The sequence below is a fragment of the Lysinibacillus sp. FJAT-14745 genome (assembly GCF_001275675.1).
Taxonomy (GTDB): domain Bacteria; phylum Bacillota; class Bacilli; order Bacillales_A; family Planococcaceae; genus Lysinibacillus.
In genome coordinates, this window is the sequence record NZ_LITM01000002.1 from 759,406 (window position 1) to 778,512 (window position 19,107).

A 19,107-nucleotide genomic window follows, 5' to 3' on the forward strand; every position below is an offset into this window, starting at 1 on the left:
TCGCAAAATAATACAATTAAGCAAATCAACCTAAATTACTACACTTTTTCAATAAGTAGTTCTTTAGAAATGGTTTCTTAACTTTTCTAAAGAAAGGGAATGTCCTAAAAGTCATTTGCAACAAAATAAAGAGCGTGTCTTTAATCGAAAACGGATTAAAACACGCTCTTTATGTAAATTTTATTATTCTTTTATAAGTTTAATCATTTACTGAAAATTAGTGGACTAGGAGAATTATGCCTCAAAGAAAAAAATATATCTTCTAACATTAGACAGCCTGCCGTAATTCTTCTTCCTCTTGTATAATCTGCGGATTCGTGTTTTCTTCTCTGCGCTGACATATGTTATTCCAAATAAGAGCTGAAATTACAAGTAGAGTCCCTGCTATATCAAAGATTGTTATTTTATATCCTTGTATCATCATAATGACCAATGTAGTAATTGGAACAAAATTAATAAATAAAATCCCATTAATGGATGATAGGATTTTCACACCATAATTCCAACTAAGTAATGCTACAATACCTGGCAGTGTCATCATAAACAATAAATCATATTTAATAGCAAAAATCGTTTCCATACTTGGAACTGATACATACCCTTGCATCGTGATAATCATTGTGATAATACCTGTTACAGCAGTGCCAAATACACATGTTAATGTTGAATAGCGGAGAGCAGACCAATCATTAAATGTTTGACCGCCCATTGTATAGATGACCCATCCTATAACTCCAATGAAAATGAATGCGAGCGCAACTAGATTTTGTTTCAGTGTAAGAAAGAAACTCATATCGCCTTTTGTAATAACAAAAATAGCTCCAATAAAAGCAATGATCATGCTACTAATCATATAATTTTTCGGTTTTACATGTTTATATCCCCATAGAATAGCAATCGAAATCATCGGCATGAGTGCTTCCATAATCGACGCTACCATAACGCCGGATTTCCCCATTAACATCTGACCTAAAAAAACTAACACGTTGTAAACTGTAAACGCCATTGTCCCAAAAAAGACGAGCGGCTTACCTTTCCCTTCTAAACGAAACGCTTTCTTCCCTTCTTTCATCCATAATAAAATGACTAATACAATCGATACCACCCCATATCGAATAGTTGAAAAATAGAATGGATTTATATATTCAAGTGCATGATCTGCTACTGGAAACATGGCCCCCCATGACATACTTGCAATTAAACATGCGATCACACCTACTATTATTTGACTTCTTCTCACTGTTTTTCCTCGTTTCTATATACCTACTATGAAATGCACAATGAGAATTATAAAAAAGAAAATACATCACGTAAAATGATTGAAAGTGATATTAACTATCATTTATAATGATAGTTTTTAAGGGGGTATGCTCAATGGAACTGCGAGATTTACAGATTTTCAAAAGCGTCGCAAATCACCAAAGCGTCAGCCATGCTGCAAAAGAATTAAATTATGTACAATCCAATGTAACTGCACGTATTAAGCTATTAGAAAAAGAGCTCAATACTCCGCTCTTTTATCGTCATAAAAAAGGGATGACATTAAATCCGGAAGGGCGAAAAATGCTTGCTTATGTTCATAAAATTTTGCAGGATGTCGAGGAAATGAAACAAGTATTTTTAGATAGTGATACACCGACTGGTACATTAAAAATCGGTACAGTCGAAACAGTGAGTATATTACCAACCATTCTAGCTTCTTACTATAAGGGGTATCCCAATGTCGACTTAACACTGCAAGCTGGTTTAACTGAGGAACTTATTAAAGAAGTAGCGGATCACCAATTAGATGGAGCTTTTATAACTGGACCAATTAAACATCCAGTTTTAGAACAATATGATGTGTATACAGAAAACCTCGTTCTCCTATCACAAAACAAATCCTTTCGTATAGAGGAATTTATGTCTACACCAATTCTTGTTTCTAATCAAGGTTGCGGATATCGATCCAAGCTAGAACTCTGGCTCAAAGATGAGGGTTTACTGCCAAAAAGAATTATGGAATTTAATATATTAGAGACAATTTTAAACAGTGTTGCCATTGGCCTTGGCGTTACACTTGTACCACAATCGGCTGCTGAACATCTATCTACAACCGGCAAGGTTTATTGTCATCCAATTCCTAAAAAATACGGTACGATTTCAACCGTCTTTATCCGCCGAAAAGATGCATATATGACAAATTCGATGGAATGTTTTTTAAAAACAATTGCTGAGCATCAGCGTATATAGGATAACTTCTATTTATTTCCGCGTCTTTTCTTCTGTCAATCATCTTTAATAGTGTCTAAAGGGGACATTCATTGATAAAAAATAGTGCAGTGACAAAAAACGCTTGGTTTTTAGTACCAAGCGTTCTGTTCTAATCAGTGTTAATAATATTTGGCTAGAAAAGATGCAGCCAATCTAATCCATTATGCCTATTTTGCATTTTCGTCAGGTTGATGAATTCCGAATATATTGCCTTCGGTATCAATATAGTATCCTTGCCACGCCATTCCTGGTAAAGCATACTTTGGCATTGCAACCTTGCCGCCATTTTCAAGAATTTTAGCTTCTGTTACATCGTAATTTTCCACACCCATTGTACAAGCAAATCCATTTAAAGCTTGGTTTGGTTCCGGAGAAGCACCTTGACGTTGCATTAAAGCGCCATTGATTCCTTGTTCGTCCTCATTGCCAGTCACCGCTCCAAAGTAAGGCATTCCTGCATAATCACTCCAATCTTGAAATGACCATTCAAATACCTCTCCATAAAATTTTTTTGCACGCTCCATGTCACTTACATGAATTTCAAAATGAACTAATCTTCCCATGATATCCTCCTCGTTATTAAAGCAGTAACTCTTACTGGAATTAACTGTGTCTAACTAAAATTACTATATATTATTATTAGGCAGAAGGGAAATAAATAATTCTGAAAATAGAATAAAGTCAAGGACATAACATTGTAAATTGAGACTCCCACGAGCCGCAAGCCCTATAGCTTACGGCATGACAGGTGAGACTCTTAAATGACTTAACGTTCGCAGTTCATTTCTGTTTTGAATAGCCTTCAAGATGAGGGTATCTCATTACCCTTCCCTGCTTCGGTTAAAAGTTTCTCAGTTCGAACTATATCGCTACCAAATCCGGTATCAATTAAAAATGTTTGATTATCTTGACTTACAATACTATTGGCACTCAGAAATCGAAGCTCAAAAAATCGGATTTCTGCAATTTTCATATGGTAAACTCCTCTAAATGTTATAGAATGATACCTGAAAAACTTCCCTTTAACACTTCTTTTTCAAGTTGATTTGTACATGTAAATGTTGCAGTAATTGCCGTACGATTTTTTTCATCCGGTTCATACTGTTCAATTATTACATCACAACGAATCGTATCATCACTAAAAACTGGACGCAAAAATTCGTAATCCATTTTACGTGCTAGTACGTTATAATCACCTCCGACTTTCGTTGGGAGCGTTGCTGTTAAAAGCCCATGCACGACAAATCGACCTTGTTCGTCTGGTGTGATATGATGAACCCCTTCATCTCTTGATACCCTCGTAAATAATTCAACATCCTCTTTTGTTATCTTACGCTCAAATGTAATTTTTTCTCCCACTTGTAATGCCATCGATATCCCTCCTATAAAAAACGCACCCTTATAAATTGAATAATAAAACTATTCAGTTTATAACTCAACAATTACATATCAACATATGGAAATTATTATTTTTATACCATTCTTTTATTAAAATCATAGCAATGACAATATTTAATCTAAAAAGTTCTTTTGGTGTACAAAACGCTACTCCGTTACAAAAACATTTGCTGAATGAGGATAGACATATACCTTTGCGAGCGAACAATTCTAAGAATTTTCAAAATATTTATTGCAAATACCAAGAATTATTGATCACAGTTCTGTGAAACTACTTCTTTACTCGCAATACTTGAAAGCAGTAAGGTGAAAGCGAAAATGCTAATTTTTCAGAAACCATTAATTTAAGATTTGCTCGTTGGATTGCAGTACGAAAAAGATCACTACTATCAAATGTTAGTTTTTCTTTCTTTTCCTCCGAAAGTTTACTATAAATGATGTGAAATCGATCCTTTTTACGTCATAAAGTGTACATATAAATAAACTTTGCTGAATATCTGCCTGTTCAACATACACCCAATCTAGTATCCCATTTTTGTTATACTTTCCGTTACACTGTAGGACGGAGCTAAAGTCATACCGGACCCTTTTTGTTAATATTATTTAATTTATTGAAATGTATAACCACTATGGGGCATTCTATTCAATCGTATTGAATAAATTCTTCAAAATGCTCCACACTTTTAAATTCCTATAAGTAGAGAAATTCGGATTTCATAATCCAAAAGAATTTCTCCATCACAGAGCCAAATGAATTAACACCATGTCTAACTTTTACGAGTCACTTCAAATTTTGATTAAGTGGTCTAGTTAACGAACTATTCAACTTAAGAACTACACTACAATGAATATTTATTTTATACATATCGAAATTGAATACATGTTATTTTACATAACAATCCTTTAAGCTAATAAAATATTTGGTTCCAGATGTCAATTGAAGAGTATCAGTATAGGTGGGTGGCAATTTGCTGAACAATCCAAAATCGTCCTTTGCAAAGATTCCAAACCTATGCCTTAGTCTAAGCCAATTCATTGATTGAACATAGCCTATACTATAATCAATTGAAGGGAGTTAAAAAAATGGTAAATCCAATGCGTTTTAATGAGGGGCGCCGATTTTTTCCAGGTATGAGACCGTTTTTTCCGGGTAGCCCGTTTTTTCCAGGTATGAGACCATTTTTTCCAGATAGAACATTTTTTCCAGGTAGCCCATTTTTTCCAGGTATGAGACCGTTTTTTCCAGGTAGACCGTTTTTTCCAGGTATGAGACCATTTTTTCCAGGTAGCCCGTTTTTCCCAGGTATGGGACCGTCCCGTGGATTTTGAAGCGAATTTTTCCCATGTTCACCTAGATAATTAGGATTTCTTTGGAATTACCGATGATATTGTTAAAGCAAACGGCTGAGAGGCATCAACTGCAGTGTTGGTTACGGAATGTTTTATATCATCAACGTTGTTCTAAAAGATATTAATTTAAATGGTGAGGCAACGGTTTACGTTCTTTTTAAAGGTAAAGATGATTTAGGTTTTCCAACAATAGCTGTTACTAGCATAGAATAAGTCACTCAAAATGAACTACCCCCGTCAAGTAGACAGTGGAAATAATAAAAATGCGTTAAATAGCTTGAGCTCTAAATTCTAAAGGGCTCAAGTCGTTTATTGCAGCAGGTAATAAATATTTATTCACCGTACCAGCAAGTCTTTCTCCTAGTATAACTATCTTCATATTATCTTTCCTTTATTATTGTTGCTCTACATGCAGACTTACCAGCACTTGGTGTACCTAACGCCAACAAAGGAATCTTTTTATATTCATAAAACCAATGCTATATTATAACTTTTCTTTCATTAAAAACCTCCAAAAAAGCTTAGGAATGTCTCCTAAGCCTTTTAATTTGTAATCCTCCTCATCCACTATATATTGCCAAATACAGAATTAAGGCTTCCTATCATTTTAAACAAAAGAAATTCTTCATATTGCATTTGGGAAATCTCACCAATTCCAATTTTCATTAGATTTAACTATTTTCATATTAACTCTTCTTTATTATAAATTATTAATACTTTTTCAATTTATCAATTCATATTGCCACTCTGCTTTGGGCGAATTTTTTCAGAACCATCACCAACTTTTTTCCCCTTCATATTCTATAGAATCAGATCGAATATTGAGGGGGAAACGTATGGGGATTGAATTCACGGCTCTCCATTGGATTTACGTTGTTTTTATTGTCCTTATCATTGGCTTTATGGTTAAACGTCGCGACACCACCCTCATTTGTGTACTAGGCATATTTATGTTAGCAATCGTTGCTACAGGCGATATAACTTCGTCTATTAGTGGTGTTTTTAACAGTTTTATTTATGCCATCACTGAGCTTTTGTCGACCATTCTCATTATTTCTATTATCGTAGCCATGAGTCGGGTCATGATGACTTCTGGTATTAATGAGGTTATGATTGCGCCTTTTACGAAAATTATTAAAACACCCGCTTTAGCTTATTGGACGATTGGTCTGTTAATGATGTGTATTTCTTGGTTTTTCTGGCCTTCACCTGCTGTTGCTCTATTAGGGGCAGTTTTGTTACCTGTTGCTCTACGTGCAGGCTTACCAGCACTCGGTGTGGCGATGGCGATGAATTTATTTGGTCACGGAATCGCTCTATCGAGTGATTTTGTTATACAAGGAGCTCCTAAGCTAACTGCTGATGCAGCTGGTATTCCAGTTAGTGAGGTAATGACTGCTAGTATTCCCCTTGTTATTACAATGGGTGTTGTTACTACGGTAGTCGCTTATATCTTATTACGACGGGATATGAAGCGTGGATTAGCGAATTTATATGCAACAAACGACACAAATAAAGATGTAGAACAAATAGCCGCTGAAGACCTGCTAACACTTGGGCAAAAACGCTTTTTCGCAGTACTTATTCCAATTGCCTTTGTACTCGATGTCATCGCCATGTCCATCTTAAAATTACAAGGCGGAGATGCAACAGCATTAATAGGAGGCACTTCGGTCTTTATACTACTATTGCTTTGTGTTGTAGCCCACAAAAAACAAGGGCTTGAAAAGACGACAAGCTATTTCATTCAAGGATTCCAATTCGGATTTAAAGTATTTGGGCCGGTTATTCCAATCGCAGCCTTTTTCTATCTAGGAGATTCCGGATTTACACAAATTATTGGTGACTACTTACCAGCCACTTCACATGGTATCGTCAACGATCTCGGTGTGGGTCTAGCTGCAGTAGTTCCATTAACTAAGGGAATTGCGGTCGTCACTTTAGCAGTCGTTGGCGCCATTACAGGCTTAGACGGCTCTGGCTTCTCAGGAATTTCCTTAGCAGGTTCCGTCGGTAGTTTGTTCGGCAATGCGATTGGTGGAGGTACTGCAACTTTAACAGCTTTAGGACAAATAACAGCGATATTTGTAGGGGGCGGAACATTAATTCCTTGGGCATTAATCCCCGCTGCTGCAATATGTAATGTTAGCCCATTTGAACTTGCAAGGCGTAATTTATTGCCAGTGGCGATTGGCCTTGTGATTACAACTATTGTGGCTGTGTTTTTAATTTAACATTGTAAAAGTAAGGAACTCTTTTAGTGGTTTCTTACTTTTTTCTCTTCCACTCAATACAAATGGTATAATTTAACTGAACAAATTAGAAAGGGAGATGAGTTCAATGAAAGTTTCCTATTGGCGTGGAGAAAAAATACGATTGAGGGCGCCCAAGTCTGAGGACATTCATATATTTGAAAATTTAGATGATGACATACTTAAAAACCTTGATTCAATCGCATTTCCTCGGACAAATCAACAAATTGAAGAATGGATAAATGAAATATCACAAGGGGCATCTACTGACAGTGATGATTTTTACTGGATTGCGGAGGATGCTTCAAACAATATCGTGGGGACAATTGAGGTTTCTGGTTGTGATGCAAAGAATGGGACGTTTGATTATGCTATAACGGTATTTCCCTCGCATAGAGGAAAAGGGTATGCAAAAGATATGATTTTAACGATTTTAAAGCATTATTTCTTTGAACTTCGCTATCAGAAAGCAACAATCTGTGTTTACTCCTTTAATGCATCTTCTATAGCTCTACATAATAAACTGCGATTTGTTGAGGAAGGCCGGTTAAGAAATATGATGTATACAAATGGTACCTTTTATGACGAGGTCTATTTTGGGATGACAATGGGTGAATTTATTAATATACACCGTAATTAGAAAGAGATGGCTTCTGTACATTGCAGAAGTCATCTCTTTCTCTCCTAACGCTCAATATAATATTTTCGCAAATTCTCATGAAATATCTGCTGTAGTTGATGTTCACTAATACCTAAAACATAAGCTTCACACATTATTTGTTCGACCATTATAGATATTTGTTGAAGGTTAACATCCTTTGCTTCGGCAGACTTCATAACAATTGCTTACGAGCTAGGTTTTATATCGATTATTCCCTTTTTTTGAAGCTCCTTGTAGCTTTTATGGACTGTATGAAGATTGAGATTTGTTTTAGCTGCTAAATCACGAATGGAGGGCAATGAGTCACCATTTTGCAAATTCCCTCTAGCTATTTCAAAAAGTAGTTGCTGGGTTAGCTGCTGATAGAAAGGAATATTACTCATAGGATCTATTTTCACATTCAATTGTTTACATATCCTTTCATATGATTCATCGCGTAAAGTTATGGTGATGAGCATTCCAAATTCTTTCTATTAAATATTTTGTAAATTATTGTGATTGCACATAGTATTGCAATCATCAAAATAATTGCTGCCGAAATCGACAGAGAAACATTGAAAGATAGCAAGCTAAAATGAAGAAGGCCGATGACAATCAATAATGGTAATCCATATAGCATGCTTATTAATACTGTAGGATTTGATTTTATTGCCTCCGATGGATTAGACCATTCAAGTAAAGGATGCCCTCTATCATAAAGTGGAGACAATAAATTATACGTAATGACTAATAGTAATGTAATCAATAAATGCAGTCCCGTAATAATGTCGCCTCTACCAAATAGCATGTAAATGATATAGCTTATTACAACCGATATTGTGCCGATGCATGATGAAGTCATAACCTTTGCCATGTAAACCTTTTGTGGATCAAATGGCATCGTCATGCTAGATGCATAGTATTTCCCCTCTCGTGAATAGGGAGTTCCACTAATATTGTTCATACAACTCATGAACAAAACCATATAGGCAAAAAGAAAAGATTCATTGTTAACAATCCATTCAGCCTTTACAATATTTGTCTGTATGAGAGTTAAAAAAATGATTGTACAAATTGGCGGTAAAATAATCCCTAAAATAGCTTGCATTTTAAAGTATGGTTCAGATTGAATAATCCAATATTCACGTTGCAAATAATTGAGCAAACTACTTTGAATATCTCTTCCCCAAACTTTAGTCGTTTTTTCTATTCTACTTACAAGCAAGCCATGTTCATAATACTTAGACGCAATCATTTTTATAGTTGCTTTAAACAATAAATAACATAGTGCGAATAAAAGGATGAAACTTATTACAGTATTTAATGACAAAAGCGTCTCCACTAATGACTGTTGCATTGCAAAACGATAACCTATATCGAGAAAATCTGAAATTGAAGCACTTAAGGCTGATATTGTTGAAGCATCTAATTTCGCTAAAACAATGCTGATTGCATGATAATTTTTTATTAAAAAGTACAACATTGGACTTATTCCAATACCTACTATAAAAATCATCCTAACAAACAAATATACGGATGTATTAATAAATACACTGCGAAAATGATTCAAAATGGATAATATAAATAAAAGGAGCAGTACAATAAAGACGTTCATCACTAATAAAAATCCAATTGATTTTACAGCAACAGCTAGCTTAAACTCTATCAGTAATATGAAAAATGTCGGGATTGAAAGAATACTTACTACGATGATCGGTAAAGCTACTCCACTTATTATTTTTGACATTACAACCCGCTTCGCTGAAATGGGCAAATGAGCAAATATAGCAAAATCACTTTGACTAAACACTACCGAAATAGCAAAATAAGAAATCAATATATACGTCACACCATTTGAAAGAAGAATATTGTAAAATAAATACTCCTCTGGTGTCTCTATAAAGTAAATAATGAGAGTAAGTACAAAATACTGAATGGCGACATAAATAAATGCAATAATTAGGAGTACTTGAATTACTGGCTGCTTTGGCTTTGCATAAAAGGATGTTAAAAAGAATTTGATTAATTGCATATTATCCTTCATGAGCTTGTTTCTCCATAAAAATAGTCTCTAGGCTCCCATCGACTAGCAAATTCTCTACACGCTCATGTAAGACAATCTTTCCATCTTTTAAAAACGAAATGGATTGACAAATTTTCTCGGCGACATCTAACAAATGAGTGGAAAAAAGAACGGTTCCACCCTTTTCAACGTACTCTTTCATACAATTTTTAAAAGCAACGACAGCCAGTGGATCTAGGCCATTTAATGGCTCATCCATAATAAGGATAGGCGGACTAATTGTAAAAGCAGTGATCAACGCCATCTTATGAAGCATTCCATAAGAATACGTTCCCATTGGTTTATAAATACTTTTTTCCATGCCAAAGATGTTAATGAAGTTTTGTAGTTTTTCATTATCCGTTTTTTCATATAGTTTCAAAACGTAATGTATCCAATCATATGCAGCTATATTTGGAAATACATGAATCGTATCAGGTATATAATAAAATTGCTTTTTATATTCGAGTGACTGTGATTTCGCAACATTATTAATCATTATTTTTCCGCAATTTTGTTCTATTAATCCAGCAATACAATTTAATGTCGTTGTTTTACCTGCACCATTCCCACCAACAAACCCCAGTATTTCTCCCTTTTCTATTTTTAACTCTACACCCTTCAAAACCTCATGCTGTCCATATGATTTCTGTAAATTTTGGATCGATAACAATTTCTTCACCTCATCCCATATCAGTTAAAATTTCTTTTTCGCAATGAAACTTTGCATAGTAATAAGCATCAATAAAACTAACAGCAGTGTTACTACAATATTGATGCCATACCAAGATCCCACATCACCTGACATTAGAATATTTGTTGCATACATACTATTACTAGCAGGATTCACAACGTCTATTAATGGATGTAGCCCAGCGATAAAACGACATATTAATAGGACAACGATACTTATTAGTGCTATAAAAGCAGGACTATTAAAAAATGTACTCATCATCGCAACAAACGTAATGATGAATAACAGCCAAACACAATAAAATGCTAATGCCCATAAAGCTTGTGGCATAGGAACAGTAGTAAATAAATACGCTGAATAGCCATAGGACACTGCATAGCCAAGAGCTATACATATAACAGCCAATATATAATGGATGATGATTTTACTATTTAAATAAGATGATATCGATACTGGTCTTGTTAGGATAAATGCCATCATGCCATTTGCTTTCTCTCCTTGGATAATACTCATAGTGGCAACGACCAAAATAATAATGCCTAGCTGATCAAACTGTGAATTTAATGTTGATGCAAGTACCTCCTGTCCCACAGGCTTTGCCATCGTAGGATCAATTATTATACCTTGAACACCACCAGCTGATTGTAAAATAACAGGTAAATAATACATCATAATCGGTTGTGTTAGCCCTAGTAAAATAAAGACGATTGGGAGCCACAATATTTTAAACTCCCTTGCCATTTGATGTACTTCTTTTTTGCTTAATTCGATAAAAGCATTCATTCACTTACACCACCAATTCTAAAAATATTTCTTCTAGATTTTCTTGAATACCCACTTCAAATTTAGTAAACATCACTTTTGAATCCAGTCCGTGCTGTATTAATCGATTAGCATCTATTTCTAAATTTTCAACGTGAATTTTGAAGCCATTTCCACAGCTTTCGATTTTCTGCACATAAGATAATTGTTCAAGCATTGTTAACCATTGAAAATCTACCTTGCGAATCATTAAAAAGATAGCTGATTCTTGATGGCGCTCAAGTAACTCTGATTTTGTAGCATCCTCTATTTTGTGACCATTTTTAATCATTACAAAGCGCTCACAAATTTCCTCCGCATCGCTCAATATATGCGTTGATATTAAAACTGTCGTTTCTTTTTTTATCTCTTGTAATAGATTTAACACTTCTCTTCTCCCTATTGGATCTAGCGCTGAAACCGGTTCATCCATAATCATCAAAGCTGGCTTATGCAACAATGCTTGTGCAATACCAAGGCGTTGCTTCATACCACCTGAAAATGTCCCGACATGAATATGTGCTTCTTTCCCTAATCCTACCTTTTCTAAAAGTAATGGAATTTCTTTCTGCAATTCATTTTTTGCTATGCCTGAAAGTGTTCCCATAAAGGACAATGTTTCAAATGCTGTCATCCATGAGAAAAAATTAGGATACTGAGGTAAGTAACCAATTTGATTTTTCATAGATGAAATCTTTTGACCATCAAGAAGAATTTCCCCTTTGTCTGCATTCAGAATGTCGGCAATGATTTGAATTAACGTGGATTTCCCCGCTCCATTCGGTCCAATTAATCCAACACACTCATTGGAATCAATGACCATTGAAAAATCATTCACGGCTGTTTTTTGTTTAAACTTTTTCATAATATTTTTAATCTCTAAGCGCACGTTTATTTACATCCTTCCTACCAATAATGAAGTATAGAACAGAACCAATTGAGTTAAAGAACACAATGATAATTGTCCACATCAGTACGTTTTCTCTCGTATCTCGGTGCCGATATAGATCAAATAAAGCAACCATGATTAGTACAAATCCTACGAATAACAATGGCAAAATGATTGGAAGTATACTTGCCCAATCCAGTTGGCTTAAATCATCGAAACTATAGTGTAATTTCATTCCTAAAACACCCTTTCGTTATCATTATCGATAACGATAACAGAAGATGCTAAAAATTTCATTACCTTTTTACTGTACATCTGTAAAAAATATATATAGTATATTAATTGATAATGTTCTCATATTGATAACATTTGATTGCTTTCCTTGATTCCATCATATAGGAGGATCGTTTTATGCGGAATAAAGCAGAGGTTTTAATGCACCCTGTGAGAATGAAAATTTTACAAGCTCTAATGCACGATAAAGAAGAAGGCTTAAGCACTTTGGAGATGATTTCTATCATAAAGGATGTACCTCAAGCTACTTTGTATCGTCACATCCAAATTTTAGTGGATGAAAACATCATAAAAATTGTGAAAGAGCGAAAAGTACGTTCTGTTACAGAAAAATTTTATGCAGTAAATGAAGGAGCAGCAAAACTTAGTAAGGAGGATTGGTCACAACTAACAATCAAACAAAAGTTAAATTATGTTTCTTACTATCAATTAGGCTTACTATCTCAATATCAAAATTATTTAAATTCATTTGATGAAGAAGAAAGACTTTCAGATTTAGCAACTTTTTCATTTCTTGATTTGACATTAACGACTGATCAATTTATGAGCTTTGAAAATGAATTGAACGATTTAATAATTAAATACTATAATATGGCCGACTCAAGCAAAGAAACCGAGACTGAGACAAAAACAATAGCTATAAATATTATTCCAAAACCTTAAAACCTTAATTATCATTTTTAAAGAAATGGAGAAGATTAATGAAAAAAAGAAAATCAGTTGAAAACACACGAAAATTTATCATGATTGTAATAGGCGCTGTCATCGCAGCATATGCACTTGAAGCGGTATTAATTCCGAACGATGTCATTGATGGTGGTGTAACAGGCCTTAGTATTATGGGAGCACACCTCTTTGGTATTCCATTAGGCGTACTGCTCTTTGTTTTAAACATTCCGTTTATTTATATTGGCTACAAACAAGTAGGTAAAACTTTTGCATTGATGAGTTGTGCTGGGATAGCAGCTCTATCTATTTCCACAGCGCTTATGCACGATGTTAAAACAATTTTAGGTCCTAATGACCCACTACTAGTTGTTTTATCTGGTGGTATGTTACTAGGTGTTGGGATTGGGCTTGTCTTACGTAACGGTGGCGCTTTGGATGGCTCTGAGGTCTTAGCCGTGCTACTATCACGTAAGATTCCGTTTTCAGTCGGGGATATTATATTATTTATTAATGCCTTTATTTTCTTAGGGGCAAGCTTTATTTTTGGCTTAGAAAGCGCATTATACTCAGCTGTAACGTATTATATTGCGAAAAACGTTATCGATATTATCCAAGATGGTTTAGAAAAATCAAAAGACGTTCGTGTTGTTAGTGCGAAGTCAGAGGAGATTGGAGATGCGATTCAAGCTCGTTTAGGACGAGGTGTTACATATACTAAAGGGCGAGGCGGTTTCTCTAATGAACCCACTGAAATTTTAAACTGTGTTATTAACCGTATGGAAGAAAATAAGATTGTTTCGATTATTAAAGATATCGATGAAAGTGCTTTTGTCGTCATTTCTGATGTTTCAGAAGTACGCGGTGGTAACTTCAAAAAACGTGATATCCACTAAATAAAAGGTAAGAAAGTAAGTCGTTCATAAGCTGCACCCCAATTGTTAGATATCTAACAGTTGTAGGTGCAGTATTTTTTATGACTAAATTCACAGTTGAAGATACATTACGATTGGTTTAGCGTACTTTAACAGGGGGCCAACATGGCTGAAGTCAATTGAACTAAACTAAGATCGCTAACTTTTAGAAAGAGGAGTTATCAAAACTTTAGCTTTTCTTCTCCATGACACTAATGCCAATGCCCATAAATACGACTGTCATAAATGATAGTAGCCTTAAAGGGTCACACCTTTTAAAATCTCTAAACCATATATGATTGGCGAAATATAAAATAAAGCTAATATTACTTTAGAAGAAACGATTTCTAATGGCCAGTAAGTACCACCTAGCATCGCAAATGGTACTGCAATGCACGCCATCACTGTATTAAATTTACTAGGTGTATTCGTAATTGAGGCGATAAATATGGATAGTGCAATGATACACAATAGATATGGTATGACTGCAATTAAACTAGCTACAAACCCTCCGTAAAACTCTACACCAACGCCAAAATAAAAAATGCAAAATACTAATACGATTTGAAGATAGCCTACTAAAAACGCATAAGCTAGATTGGCGGTATATACTTCCCATTTACTAACACTTGAATCCGTTAAACGATTCCAAATACCATTTCTACGCTCCATGACGATATGATTGACACCGTTGGCTACCGTATAAATAACTATAAACAGTGCAAAGCCAAATAGAGTTGAAGTCCGGAATCCCATTTAAATCCTTTTTCGGAAGATAAAATATTTCATAGATAGACTCCACCCTATTCTATTATTTTCAACTTATTATACATCTCTAATTCCTTAAAATGTCTTGATTTACAAATATCAATAAAAAACACTAGACATAATCATCAACATGTCTAGCGTTTTTTGCCATTAGAGCGTGTCAACTCATATTTAGTGAACATCTTACTCGCTCTATAGTTTCATATACATAACTGTCCATTTTCTGAGGAATTTGGTGACATTTAGGAAACTGTCCGTTATTAAGCTTTCTTTTATTTTCTCTTGTTCTCCAGCCTTTTAGCTAAATCATTAAAGTCTTGGATTACTTCTCGCATTGTTGATTTTTTCACTAACGAAATTCCCTTTTGAATCGATTTAGATGCTTCTTCAAGTTTATTTGCTTTGATTTGGGCATCTGCAAGGCAATACCAAAAATACCAGGCATCCATTTCTGAAATTTTTTCGTTATAAAACTTTTCAATCTTCGGATAGTATTTGGAATATAATTCTTCATCATAAACCAACTTTTCACCATTCCATTTAAGTACATCTATTAAATAACTATCACCAATATACATTTGCCAAACAGCTATTCCGACTTTTTGCTTTTCATTCACAAAGTCAATTTTATGATAAGGAACATCAGCAATTTTTTTGAATGAGTTATCAACCCATTGAAAAACTTGAAGTTCACTTCCTATTGCTGCACCAATTGTCACACCGAATAAATATTCTTTTATACCATCGCCAGTAATATCTGCTAAACCGGAAAAATCCAAATCGACTCCTTGAATTTTTGTTTCCCAAATTTTTCTCCAATCAGTATTGTCTTTTTTTAGCACTATCGATCCAAACTGGGAAGGTTGATCTTTTACTTTAAATTCATAAGTAAAGATTATTTCTTTCTGTCCATCGTGGTCAAAGTCATAGAGTTGAATTGGCAGTGTAGAGAAAGGATTTTCAGGACTTATAAGCGATGAGTTCGCAGGCATGAATCTGCTAACGATTTTCATTAAGTCTTCTTTCTGGTTCTCGTTAGCGTGAACAACTATTGGACTAAAGTTAACTGCCACGAGTAACAATAATGTAAGTAGCATTATTTTCTTCATCCACATGTCCCCTCTTTTTACCAGAGATCAAAGATTGTAATTCCCATGTAGTATGGGCTTATTTAGAAAAGTAATGCTTCAGCAAACTTGCCCCGATAGCTAACATTTCATAAATTTTGAACAATCATTGAATTACAACAAGGAAGTCGAATACCTGTAGGATGGACTTGCCCTATTTAAGTTTACTATTCACCGTCTCTCTAAAAAGAAAGAGCTGTTTACACTAAAACAGCCCTCTTTTTTAGGCAAATTAATTTTCTGCAATAATAGCCGACTTGATTTTGATTGCCGATTCTTTTTAAGTTTTTTACTATAATGAGGTGACAAGCTTTCCTCATATTTTCATCTAGTCTATCTTTTGACGATTTATCTAATTTCCTTTAGGCTTAATTTAAAACGTTTTACAAAGGAGTATTATATGGATATATTTATCGCAAGTAATCGCCAACTACCTATTCGTTATTACGTCAATGAAGCGATTTGGATTCGTCGCGGTGGCTGTACAAAACATCCTCAAATGACATTACCGTTTTTTGTCGAGGTTGAAATTAAAAACAGTGTAAACTTAAAAATAATAATCGAATATATTTATGAATTTCAACGACAATATAAACAGACAGAAATTCAAATACTAATAAAAGACACAAATATTTTAGCTACTATTCAAGAGAAACTAACTAACAATACGTTAACCAATCACACAATCACGATTCAGCAGTTGTAACCGGTAACACAATAATAAACTGCAACATACTATCTGCATATTTTGCGTTTATTTTGCCTCCGTGCAGTTCAATAATATTCTTAGCAATTGCAAGTCCAAGCCCTGAACCTTCTGCAACGCTTGTTCTAGATTGGTCCTTTTTATAAAATCGCTCAAATAAGTTCATGAGTTCTTCGGATGTAAATTCATCACTTTCATTTGCAACACTGATATGAATATTGCCTTCCTTTCTTTCAAGGGAAACAAAAATCTTACCATTACCGGTACTATATTTAACGGCATTTATTAGTAAATTATCAAAAACCCTGACAATTTTTTCAGAATCGACCGTGGCAAAGATGCGTTCCTCTGAGAAACTTTTTATAAATGAACGATGATTTTCCTCTGCCTGCGGGATTAACTCCTCAATTAATTGATCGAGAAGCTCATTGATACATACCTTTTGTTGCTCAAGGACAATGCTTTCATTCGTTAGTTTCGTATATTCAAATAAATCATCAATCAGTTTTTTTAATTGTTCGGATTTTGAAAAAGCAATCTTTAGATACTCATCATACTGCTCCTTTGTTTCATACCTCTCATCTCTTAATAATCGTAAATAGCCCATAATCGAGGTAAGCGGTGTCCGTAAGTCGTGTGATACATTGGTGATTAATTCACTTTTTTGTTTTTCAATTTTTCGTTCCATTTCAATACTTGTCATAATTGCTTCGGCCATATGATTTACATTGTCTGTTAATACAGCAATCTCATCCTGCCCTTTTTTCTTAATGCGATAGGCTAAATTTCCTTTAGCGATTTCCATAACCCCCTCCGCCAACACCTCAATTTGATTCATTTTTCGTTTCGTTATATAGAAGAATGAAAAGGTAAATATAATAATTGCACTAAATAATGGGATAAGGCCATCATTCGAACTTGCGATAACCATCCCCTCAGGAATACCACTGACAAACAAATATAAGTTTTTATCTTCTATAATTAAAGGATAAAATGAAATGAATTCTTGCCTAATTTGCTCGATTGCTGGTATCTCATAATTATAGAGTGGATGGTTAATCGCGAAATCCATTACATTCCGAATCTTATAATGCAAATTGATTTGTTCCTCTTCCACTTGCTTTGTTTTGTATAAAACCTTTCCATTCTCATCGGTAACGATTACTTTTAATGCACTTTGTTTCATTTCAAATTTTAAATTTTCTGATTCAATCATTTGCTGTATTGCTTCTAAACTATTTTCATTGCTGGCTAGATCCGCGGCACGCTGCGCTTGATAATTTATTTCCTGCATCCCATGACTATAATCAATCTTAACTGTTGGGTTGATATTCAAAGCAAACGAAAGTGCGGCTTTTGCTCCAAGTAAACCTAAAAATGCACAAAGAATAAAAGTCGTCAATAGTTGAATTCTAATGCTTCGCCGAACTTTTGTTATAGCAGTTACAATGAACATTTTTAGTTTGTTTAATAAGAAAAGTAATGGCTTAATGATCTTTCTCAATTTTATAACCTACTCCCCATACGGTTTTAATATATTGAGGATTTCTTGGATTTGTCTCAATTCTTTCTCGAATTTTACGAATATGTACCATAACCGTATTTTCAGACTGTATAGCCTCTTCCTTCCAAACCTTTTCATAAATTTGCTCAGCACTCATCACAATGCCTTTATTTCTTGCAAGTAATTCAAGAATTGAAAACTCCCTTGGCGTAAGCTTCACTTTTACATTGTTGACGATTACTTCATGTGTGTCAGTATTAATTCGCAGATCACCAATCTCTATCTCATTTTCGTTCATCCTTTCCAGTTGATTCATTTTGATATATCTACGAAGCTGAGATTTTATGCGCGCAATTAGCTCTAAAGGGTTAAAGGGCTTTGTTACATAGTCATCTGCCCCCAAAGTTAATCCAGTAATTTTATCCATATCCTGTGTTTTTGCAGACAGCATAATAATTGGCATCTCGGCAATTTCCCTCACCTTCATACACATCTCAATGCCATCCACATTCGGCATCATAATATCTAAGACAATTAAATGTACTTTATGTTTCTTTAAAAGATTTAAGCCCTCCTCTCCATCACTTGCTTCTAGAATATCGTAGCCTTCATTTTTTAAATAAATGGCAATAAGATTTCTAATCTCTTTTTCATCATCAACGATCAGTATTGTTTCTTTCGTCATATAATCCCACCAATTTTAAATTAAATAAAATCCCATATTTACAATAATTATCATTCCTAATTTTAACTATTTTTTTATTTTTCGTATATAAAAATAATAAAAAC

General features: G+C 34.4%; 21 protein-coding genes. 6 read left to right on the forward strand and 15 right to left on the reverse strand.

What is annotated here, in order from left to right:
• Window positions 1-268 precede the first annotated feature (268 nt).
• Window positions 269-1,240, reverse strand: coding sequence for a DMT family transporter (locus AMS59_RS05080; protein WP_053482659.1), 972 nt, complete (start codon window positions 1,238-1,240; stop codon window positions 269-271).
• A gap of 134 nt (window positions 1,241-1,374) precedes the next feature.
• Between AMS59_RS05080 and AMS59_RS05085 the strand changes: the two genes are divergently transcribed.
• On the forward strand, window positions 1,375-2,232 hold the full coding sequence (locus AMS59_RS05085; RefSeq protein WP_053482660.1) for a LysR family transcriptional regulator: 858 nt from the start codon (window positions 1,375-1,377) through the stop codon (window positions 2,230-2,232).
• A gap of 188 nt (window positions 2,233-2,420) precedes the next feature.
• Here the strand turns inward: AMS59_RS05085 and AMS59_RS05090 are convergent, their stop codons facing one another.
• The 4 genes from AMS59_RS05090 to AMS59_RS24860 form a co-directional block, all read right to left on the reverse strand.
• On the reverse strand, window positions 2,421-2,816 hold the full coding sequence (locus tag AMS59_RS05090) for a VOC family protein (protein ID WP_053482661.1): 396 nt from the start codon (window positions 2,814-2,816) through the stop codon (window positions 2,421-2,423).
• Between the two features lie 239 nt (window positions 2,817-3,055).
• Window positions 3,056-3,226 carry a hypothetical protein gene (locus tag AMS59_RS24855; RefSeq protein WP_156304558.1) on the reverse strand — a complete coding sequence of 57 codons (171 nt, stop codon included), beginning with the start codon at window positions 3,224-3,226 and terminating at the stop codon, window positions 3,056-3,058.
• A gap of 20 nt (window positions 3,227-3,246) precedes the next feature.
• Window positions 3,247-3,624, reverse strand: a complete 378-nt coding sequence (locus AMS59_RS05095; protein ID WP_053482662.1) for a MaoC/PaaZ C-terminal domain-containing protein — start codon at window positions 3,622-3,624, stop codon at window positions 3,247-3,249.
• A gap of 1,129 nt (window positions 3,625-4,753) precedes the next feature.
• Window positions 4,754-4,996: a hypothetical protein gene (locus AMS59_RS24860; protein WP_156304559.1), complete on the reverse strand. Its 243-nt coding sequence runs from the start codon at window positions 4,994-4,996 to the stop codon at window positions 4,754-4,756.
• Between the two features lie 841 nt (window positions 4,997-5,837).
• Here AMS59_RS24860 and AMS59_RS05105 point away from each other — a divergent pair.
• Together AMS59_RS05105 and AMS59_RS05110 are read left to right on the forward strand one after the other, a co-directional pair.
• A complete protein-coding gene (locus AMS59_RS05105; protein ID WP_053482664.1) occupies window positions 5,838-7,235 on the forward strand; it encodes a hypothetical protein in 1,398 nt (465 codons plus the stop codon).
• A gap of 106 nt (window positions 7,236-7,341) precedes the next feature.
• Complete coding sequence (locus AMS59_RS05110; RefSeq protein ID WP_053482665.1) at window positions 7,342-7,893, forward strand: GNAT family N-acetyltransferase; 552 nt, start codon at window positions 7,342-7,344, stop codon at window positions 7,891-7,893.
• Window positions 7,894-8,099: 206 nt separating this feature from the next.
• Here AMS59_RS05110 and AMS59_RS26160 read toward each other — a convergent pair whose 3' ends face one another.
• The 6 genes from AMS59_RS26160 to AMS59_RS05140 are packed head-to-tail and all read right to left on the reverse strand — an operon-like array spanning window position 8,100 to window position 12,574.
• Window positions 8,100-8,312: a GntR family transcriptional regulator gene (locus tag AMS59_RS26160; RefSeq protein WP_234007694.1), complete on the reverse strand. Its 213-nt coding sequence runs from the start codon at window positions 8,310-8,312 to the stop codon at window positions 8,100-8,102.
• A gap of 44 nt (window positions 8,313-8,356) precedes the next feature.
• Window positions 8,357-9,937: a hypothetical protein gene (locus AMS59_RS05120; RefSeq protein ID WP_053482666.1), complete on the reverse strand. Its 1,581-nt coding sequence runs from the start codon at window positions 9,935-9,937 to the stop codon at window positions 8,357-8,359.
• Window positions 9,927-10,628, reverse strand: a complete 702-nt coding sequence (locus AMS59_RS05125; RefSeq protein ID WP_053482667.1) for an ABC transporter ATP-binding protein — start codon at window positions 10,626-10,628, stop codon at window positions 9,927-9,929. The genes AMS59_RS05120 and AMS59_RS05125 overlap by 11 nt, the downstream gene beginning before the upstream one ends.
• A 24-nt stretch (window positions 10,629-10,652) precedes the next feature.
• A complete protein-coding gene (locus tag AMS59_RS05130; RefSeq protein ID WP_053482668.1) occupies window positions 10,653-11,432 on the reverse strand; it encodes an ABC transporter permease in 780 nt (259 codons plus the stop codon).
• Between the two features lie 4 nt (window positions 11,433-11,436).
• Entirely contained in the window at window positions 11,437-12,339 is a 903-nt protein-coding gene (locus AMS59_RS05135; RefSeq protein WP_053482669.1) for an ABC transporter ATP-binding protein, read from the reverse strand.
• The gene (locus AMS59_RS05140; protein WP_053482670.1) at window positions 12,323-12,574 is read right to left on the reverse strand and encodes a PLD nuclease N-terminal domain-containing protein; all 252 of its coding nucleotides are present in this window, start codon (window positions 12,572-12,574) and stop codon (window positions 12,323-12,325) included. The genes AMS59_RS05135 and AMS59_RS05140 overlap by 17 nt, the downstream gene beginning before the upstream one ends.
• 176 nt (window positions 12,575-12,750) lie before the next feature.
• Between AMS59_RS05140 and AMS59_RS05145 the strand changes: the two genes are divergently transcribed.
• Window positions 12,751-13,296 carry a helix-turn-helix domain-containing protein gene (locus AMS59_RS05145; protein ID WP_053482671.1) on the forward strand — a complete coding sequence of 182 codons (546 nt, stop codon included), beginning with the start codon at window positions 12,751-12,753 and terminating at the stop codon, window positions 13,294-13,296.
• A 38-nt stretch (window positions 13,297-13,334) separates the two neighbouring features.
• Window positions 13,335-14,195: a YitT family protein gene (locus tag AMS59_RS05150; protein ID WP_053482672.1), complete on the forward strand. Its 861-nt coding sequence runs from the start codon at window positions 13,335-13,337 to the stop codon at window positions 14,193-14,195.
• Between the two features lie 276 nt (window positions 14,196-14,471).
• On the opposite strand, the gene AMS59_RS05155 is transcribed toward AMS59_RS05150, so the two are convergent.
• Both AMS59_RS05155 and AMS59_RS05160 read right to left on the reverse strand, forming a co-directional pair.
• Window positions 14,472-14,969 carry an ABC transporter permease gene (locus tag AMS59_RS05155; protein ID WP_053482673.1) on the reverse strand — a complete coding sequence of 166 codons (498 nt, stop codon included), beginning with the start codon at window positions 14,967-14,969 and terminating at the stop codon, window positions 14,472-14,474.
• Between the two features lie 284 nt (window positions 14,970-15,253).
• Window positions 15,254-16,090, reverse strand: coding sequence for a hypothetical protein (locus tag AMS59_RS05160; protein ID WP_053482674.1), 837 nt, complete (start codon window positions 16,088-16,090; stop codon window positions 15,254-15,256).
• Window positions 16,091-16,508: 418 nt separating this feature from the next.
• Here AMS59_RS05160 and AMS59_RS05165 point away from each other — a divergent pair, with 418 nt between their 5' ends.
• Window positions 16,509-16,814: a hypothetical protein gene (locus AMS59_RS05165; protein WP_053482675.1), complete on the forward strand. Its 306-nt coding sequence runs from the start codon at window positions 16,509-16,511 to the stop codon at window positions 16,812-16,814.
• Here AMS59_RS05165 and AMS59_RS05170 read toward each other — a convergent pair.
• Window positions 16,795-18,318, reverse strand: coding sequence for a HAMP domain-containing sensor histidine kinase (locus AMS59_RS05170; protein ID WP_053482676.1), 1,524 nt, complete (start codon window positions 18,316-18,318; stop codon window positions 16,795-16,797). The two genes, AMS59_RS05165 and AMS59_RS05170, sit on opposite strands and share 20 nt — an antisense overlap.
• Window positions 18,302-19,003: a response regulator transcription factor gene (locus AMS59_RS05175; protein ID WP_053482677.1), complete on the reverse strand. Its 702-nt coding sequence runs from the start codon at window positions 19,001-19,003 to the stop codon at window positions 18,302-18,304. Before AMS59_RS05175 ends, AMS59_RS05170 begins: the two co-directional genes overlap by 17 nt.
• Window positions 19,004-19,107 lie beyond the last annotated feature (104 nt).

Excerpts from the sequence above, each read along its gene's own strand:
- AMS59_RS05145 (WP_053482671.1), top strand. The coding sequence starts at position 12,751 with ATGCGGAATAAAGCAGAGGTTTTAATGCACCCTGTGAGAATGAAAATT.
- AMS59_RS05090 (WP_053482661.1), bottom strand. The coding sequence starts at position 2,816 with ATGGGAAGATTAGTTCATTTTGAAATTCATGTAAGTGACATGGAGCGT.
- AMS59_RS05120 (WP_053482666.1), bottom strand. The coding sequence starts at position 9,937 with ATGAAGGATAATATGCAATTAATCAAATTCTTTTTAACATCCTTTTAT.
- AMS59_RS05140 (WP_053482670.1), bottom strand. The coding sequence starts at position 12,574 with ATGAAATTACACTATAGTTTCGATGATTTAAGCCAACTGGATTGGGCA.
- AMS59_RS05155 (WP_053482673.1), bottom strand. The coding sequence starts at position 14,969 with ATGGGATTCCGGACTTCAACTCTATTTGGCTTTGCACTGTTTATAGTT.
- AMS59_RS05160 (WP_053482674.1), bottom strand. The coding sequence starts at position 16,090 with ATGAAGAAAATAATGCTACTTACATTATTGTTACTCGTGGCAGTTAAC.
- AMS59_RS24855 (WP_156304558.1), bottom strand. The coding sequence starts at position 3,226 with ATGAAAATTGCAGAAATCCGATTTTTTGAGCTTCGATTTCTGAGTGCC.
- AMS59_RS05130 (WP_053482668.1), bottom strand. The coding sequence starts at position 11,432 with ATGAATGCTTTTATCGAATTAAGCAAAAAAGAAGTACATCAAATGGCA.
- AMS59_RS05095 (WP_053482662.1), bottom strand. The coding sequence starts at position 3,624 with ATGGCATTACAAGTGGGAGAAAAAATTACATTTGAGCGTAAGATAACA.
- AMS59_RS05175 (WP_053482677.1), bottom strand. The coding sequence starts at position 19,003 with ATGACGAAAGAAACAATACTGATCGTTGATGATGAAAAAGAGATTAGA.
- AMS59_RS05085 (WP_053482660.1), top strand. The coding sequence starts at position 1,375 with ATGGAACTGCGAGATTTACAGATTTTCAAAAGCGTCGCAAATCACCAA.
- AMS59_RS05165 (WP_053482675.1), top strand. The coding sequence starts at position 16,509 with ATGGATATATTTATCGCAAGTAATCGCCAACTACCTATTCGTTATTAC.
- AMS59_RS24860 (WP_156304559.1), bottom strand. The coding sequence starts at position 4,996 with ATGGGAAAAATTCGCTTCAAAATCCACGGGACGGTCCCATACCTGGGA.
- AMS59_RS05150 (WP_053482672.1), top strand. The coding sequence starts at position 13,335 with ATGAAAAAAAGAAAATCAGTTGAAAACACACGAAAATTTATCATGATT.
- AMS59_RS05110 (WP_053482665.1), top strand. The coding sequence starts at position 7,342 with ATGAAAGTTTCCTATTGGCGTGGAGAAAAAATACGATTGAGGGCGCCC.
- AMS59_RS05105 (WP_053482664.1), top strand. The coding sequence starts at position 5,838 with ATGGGGATTGAATTCACGGCTCTCCATTGGATTTACGTTGTTTTTATT.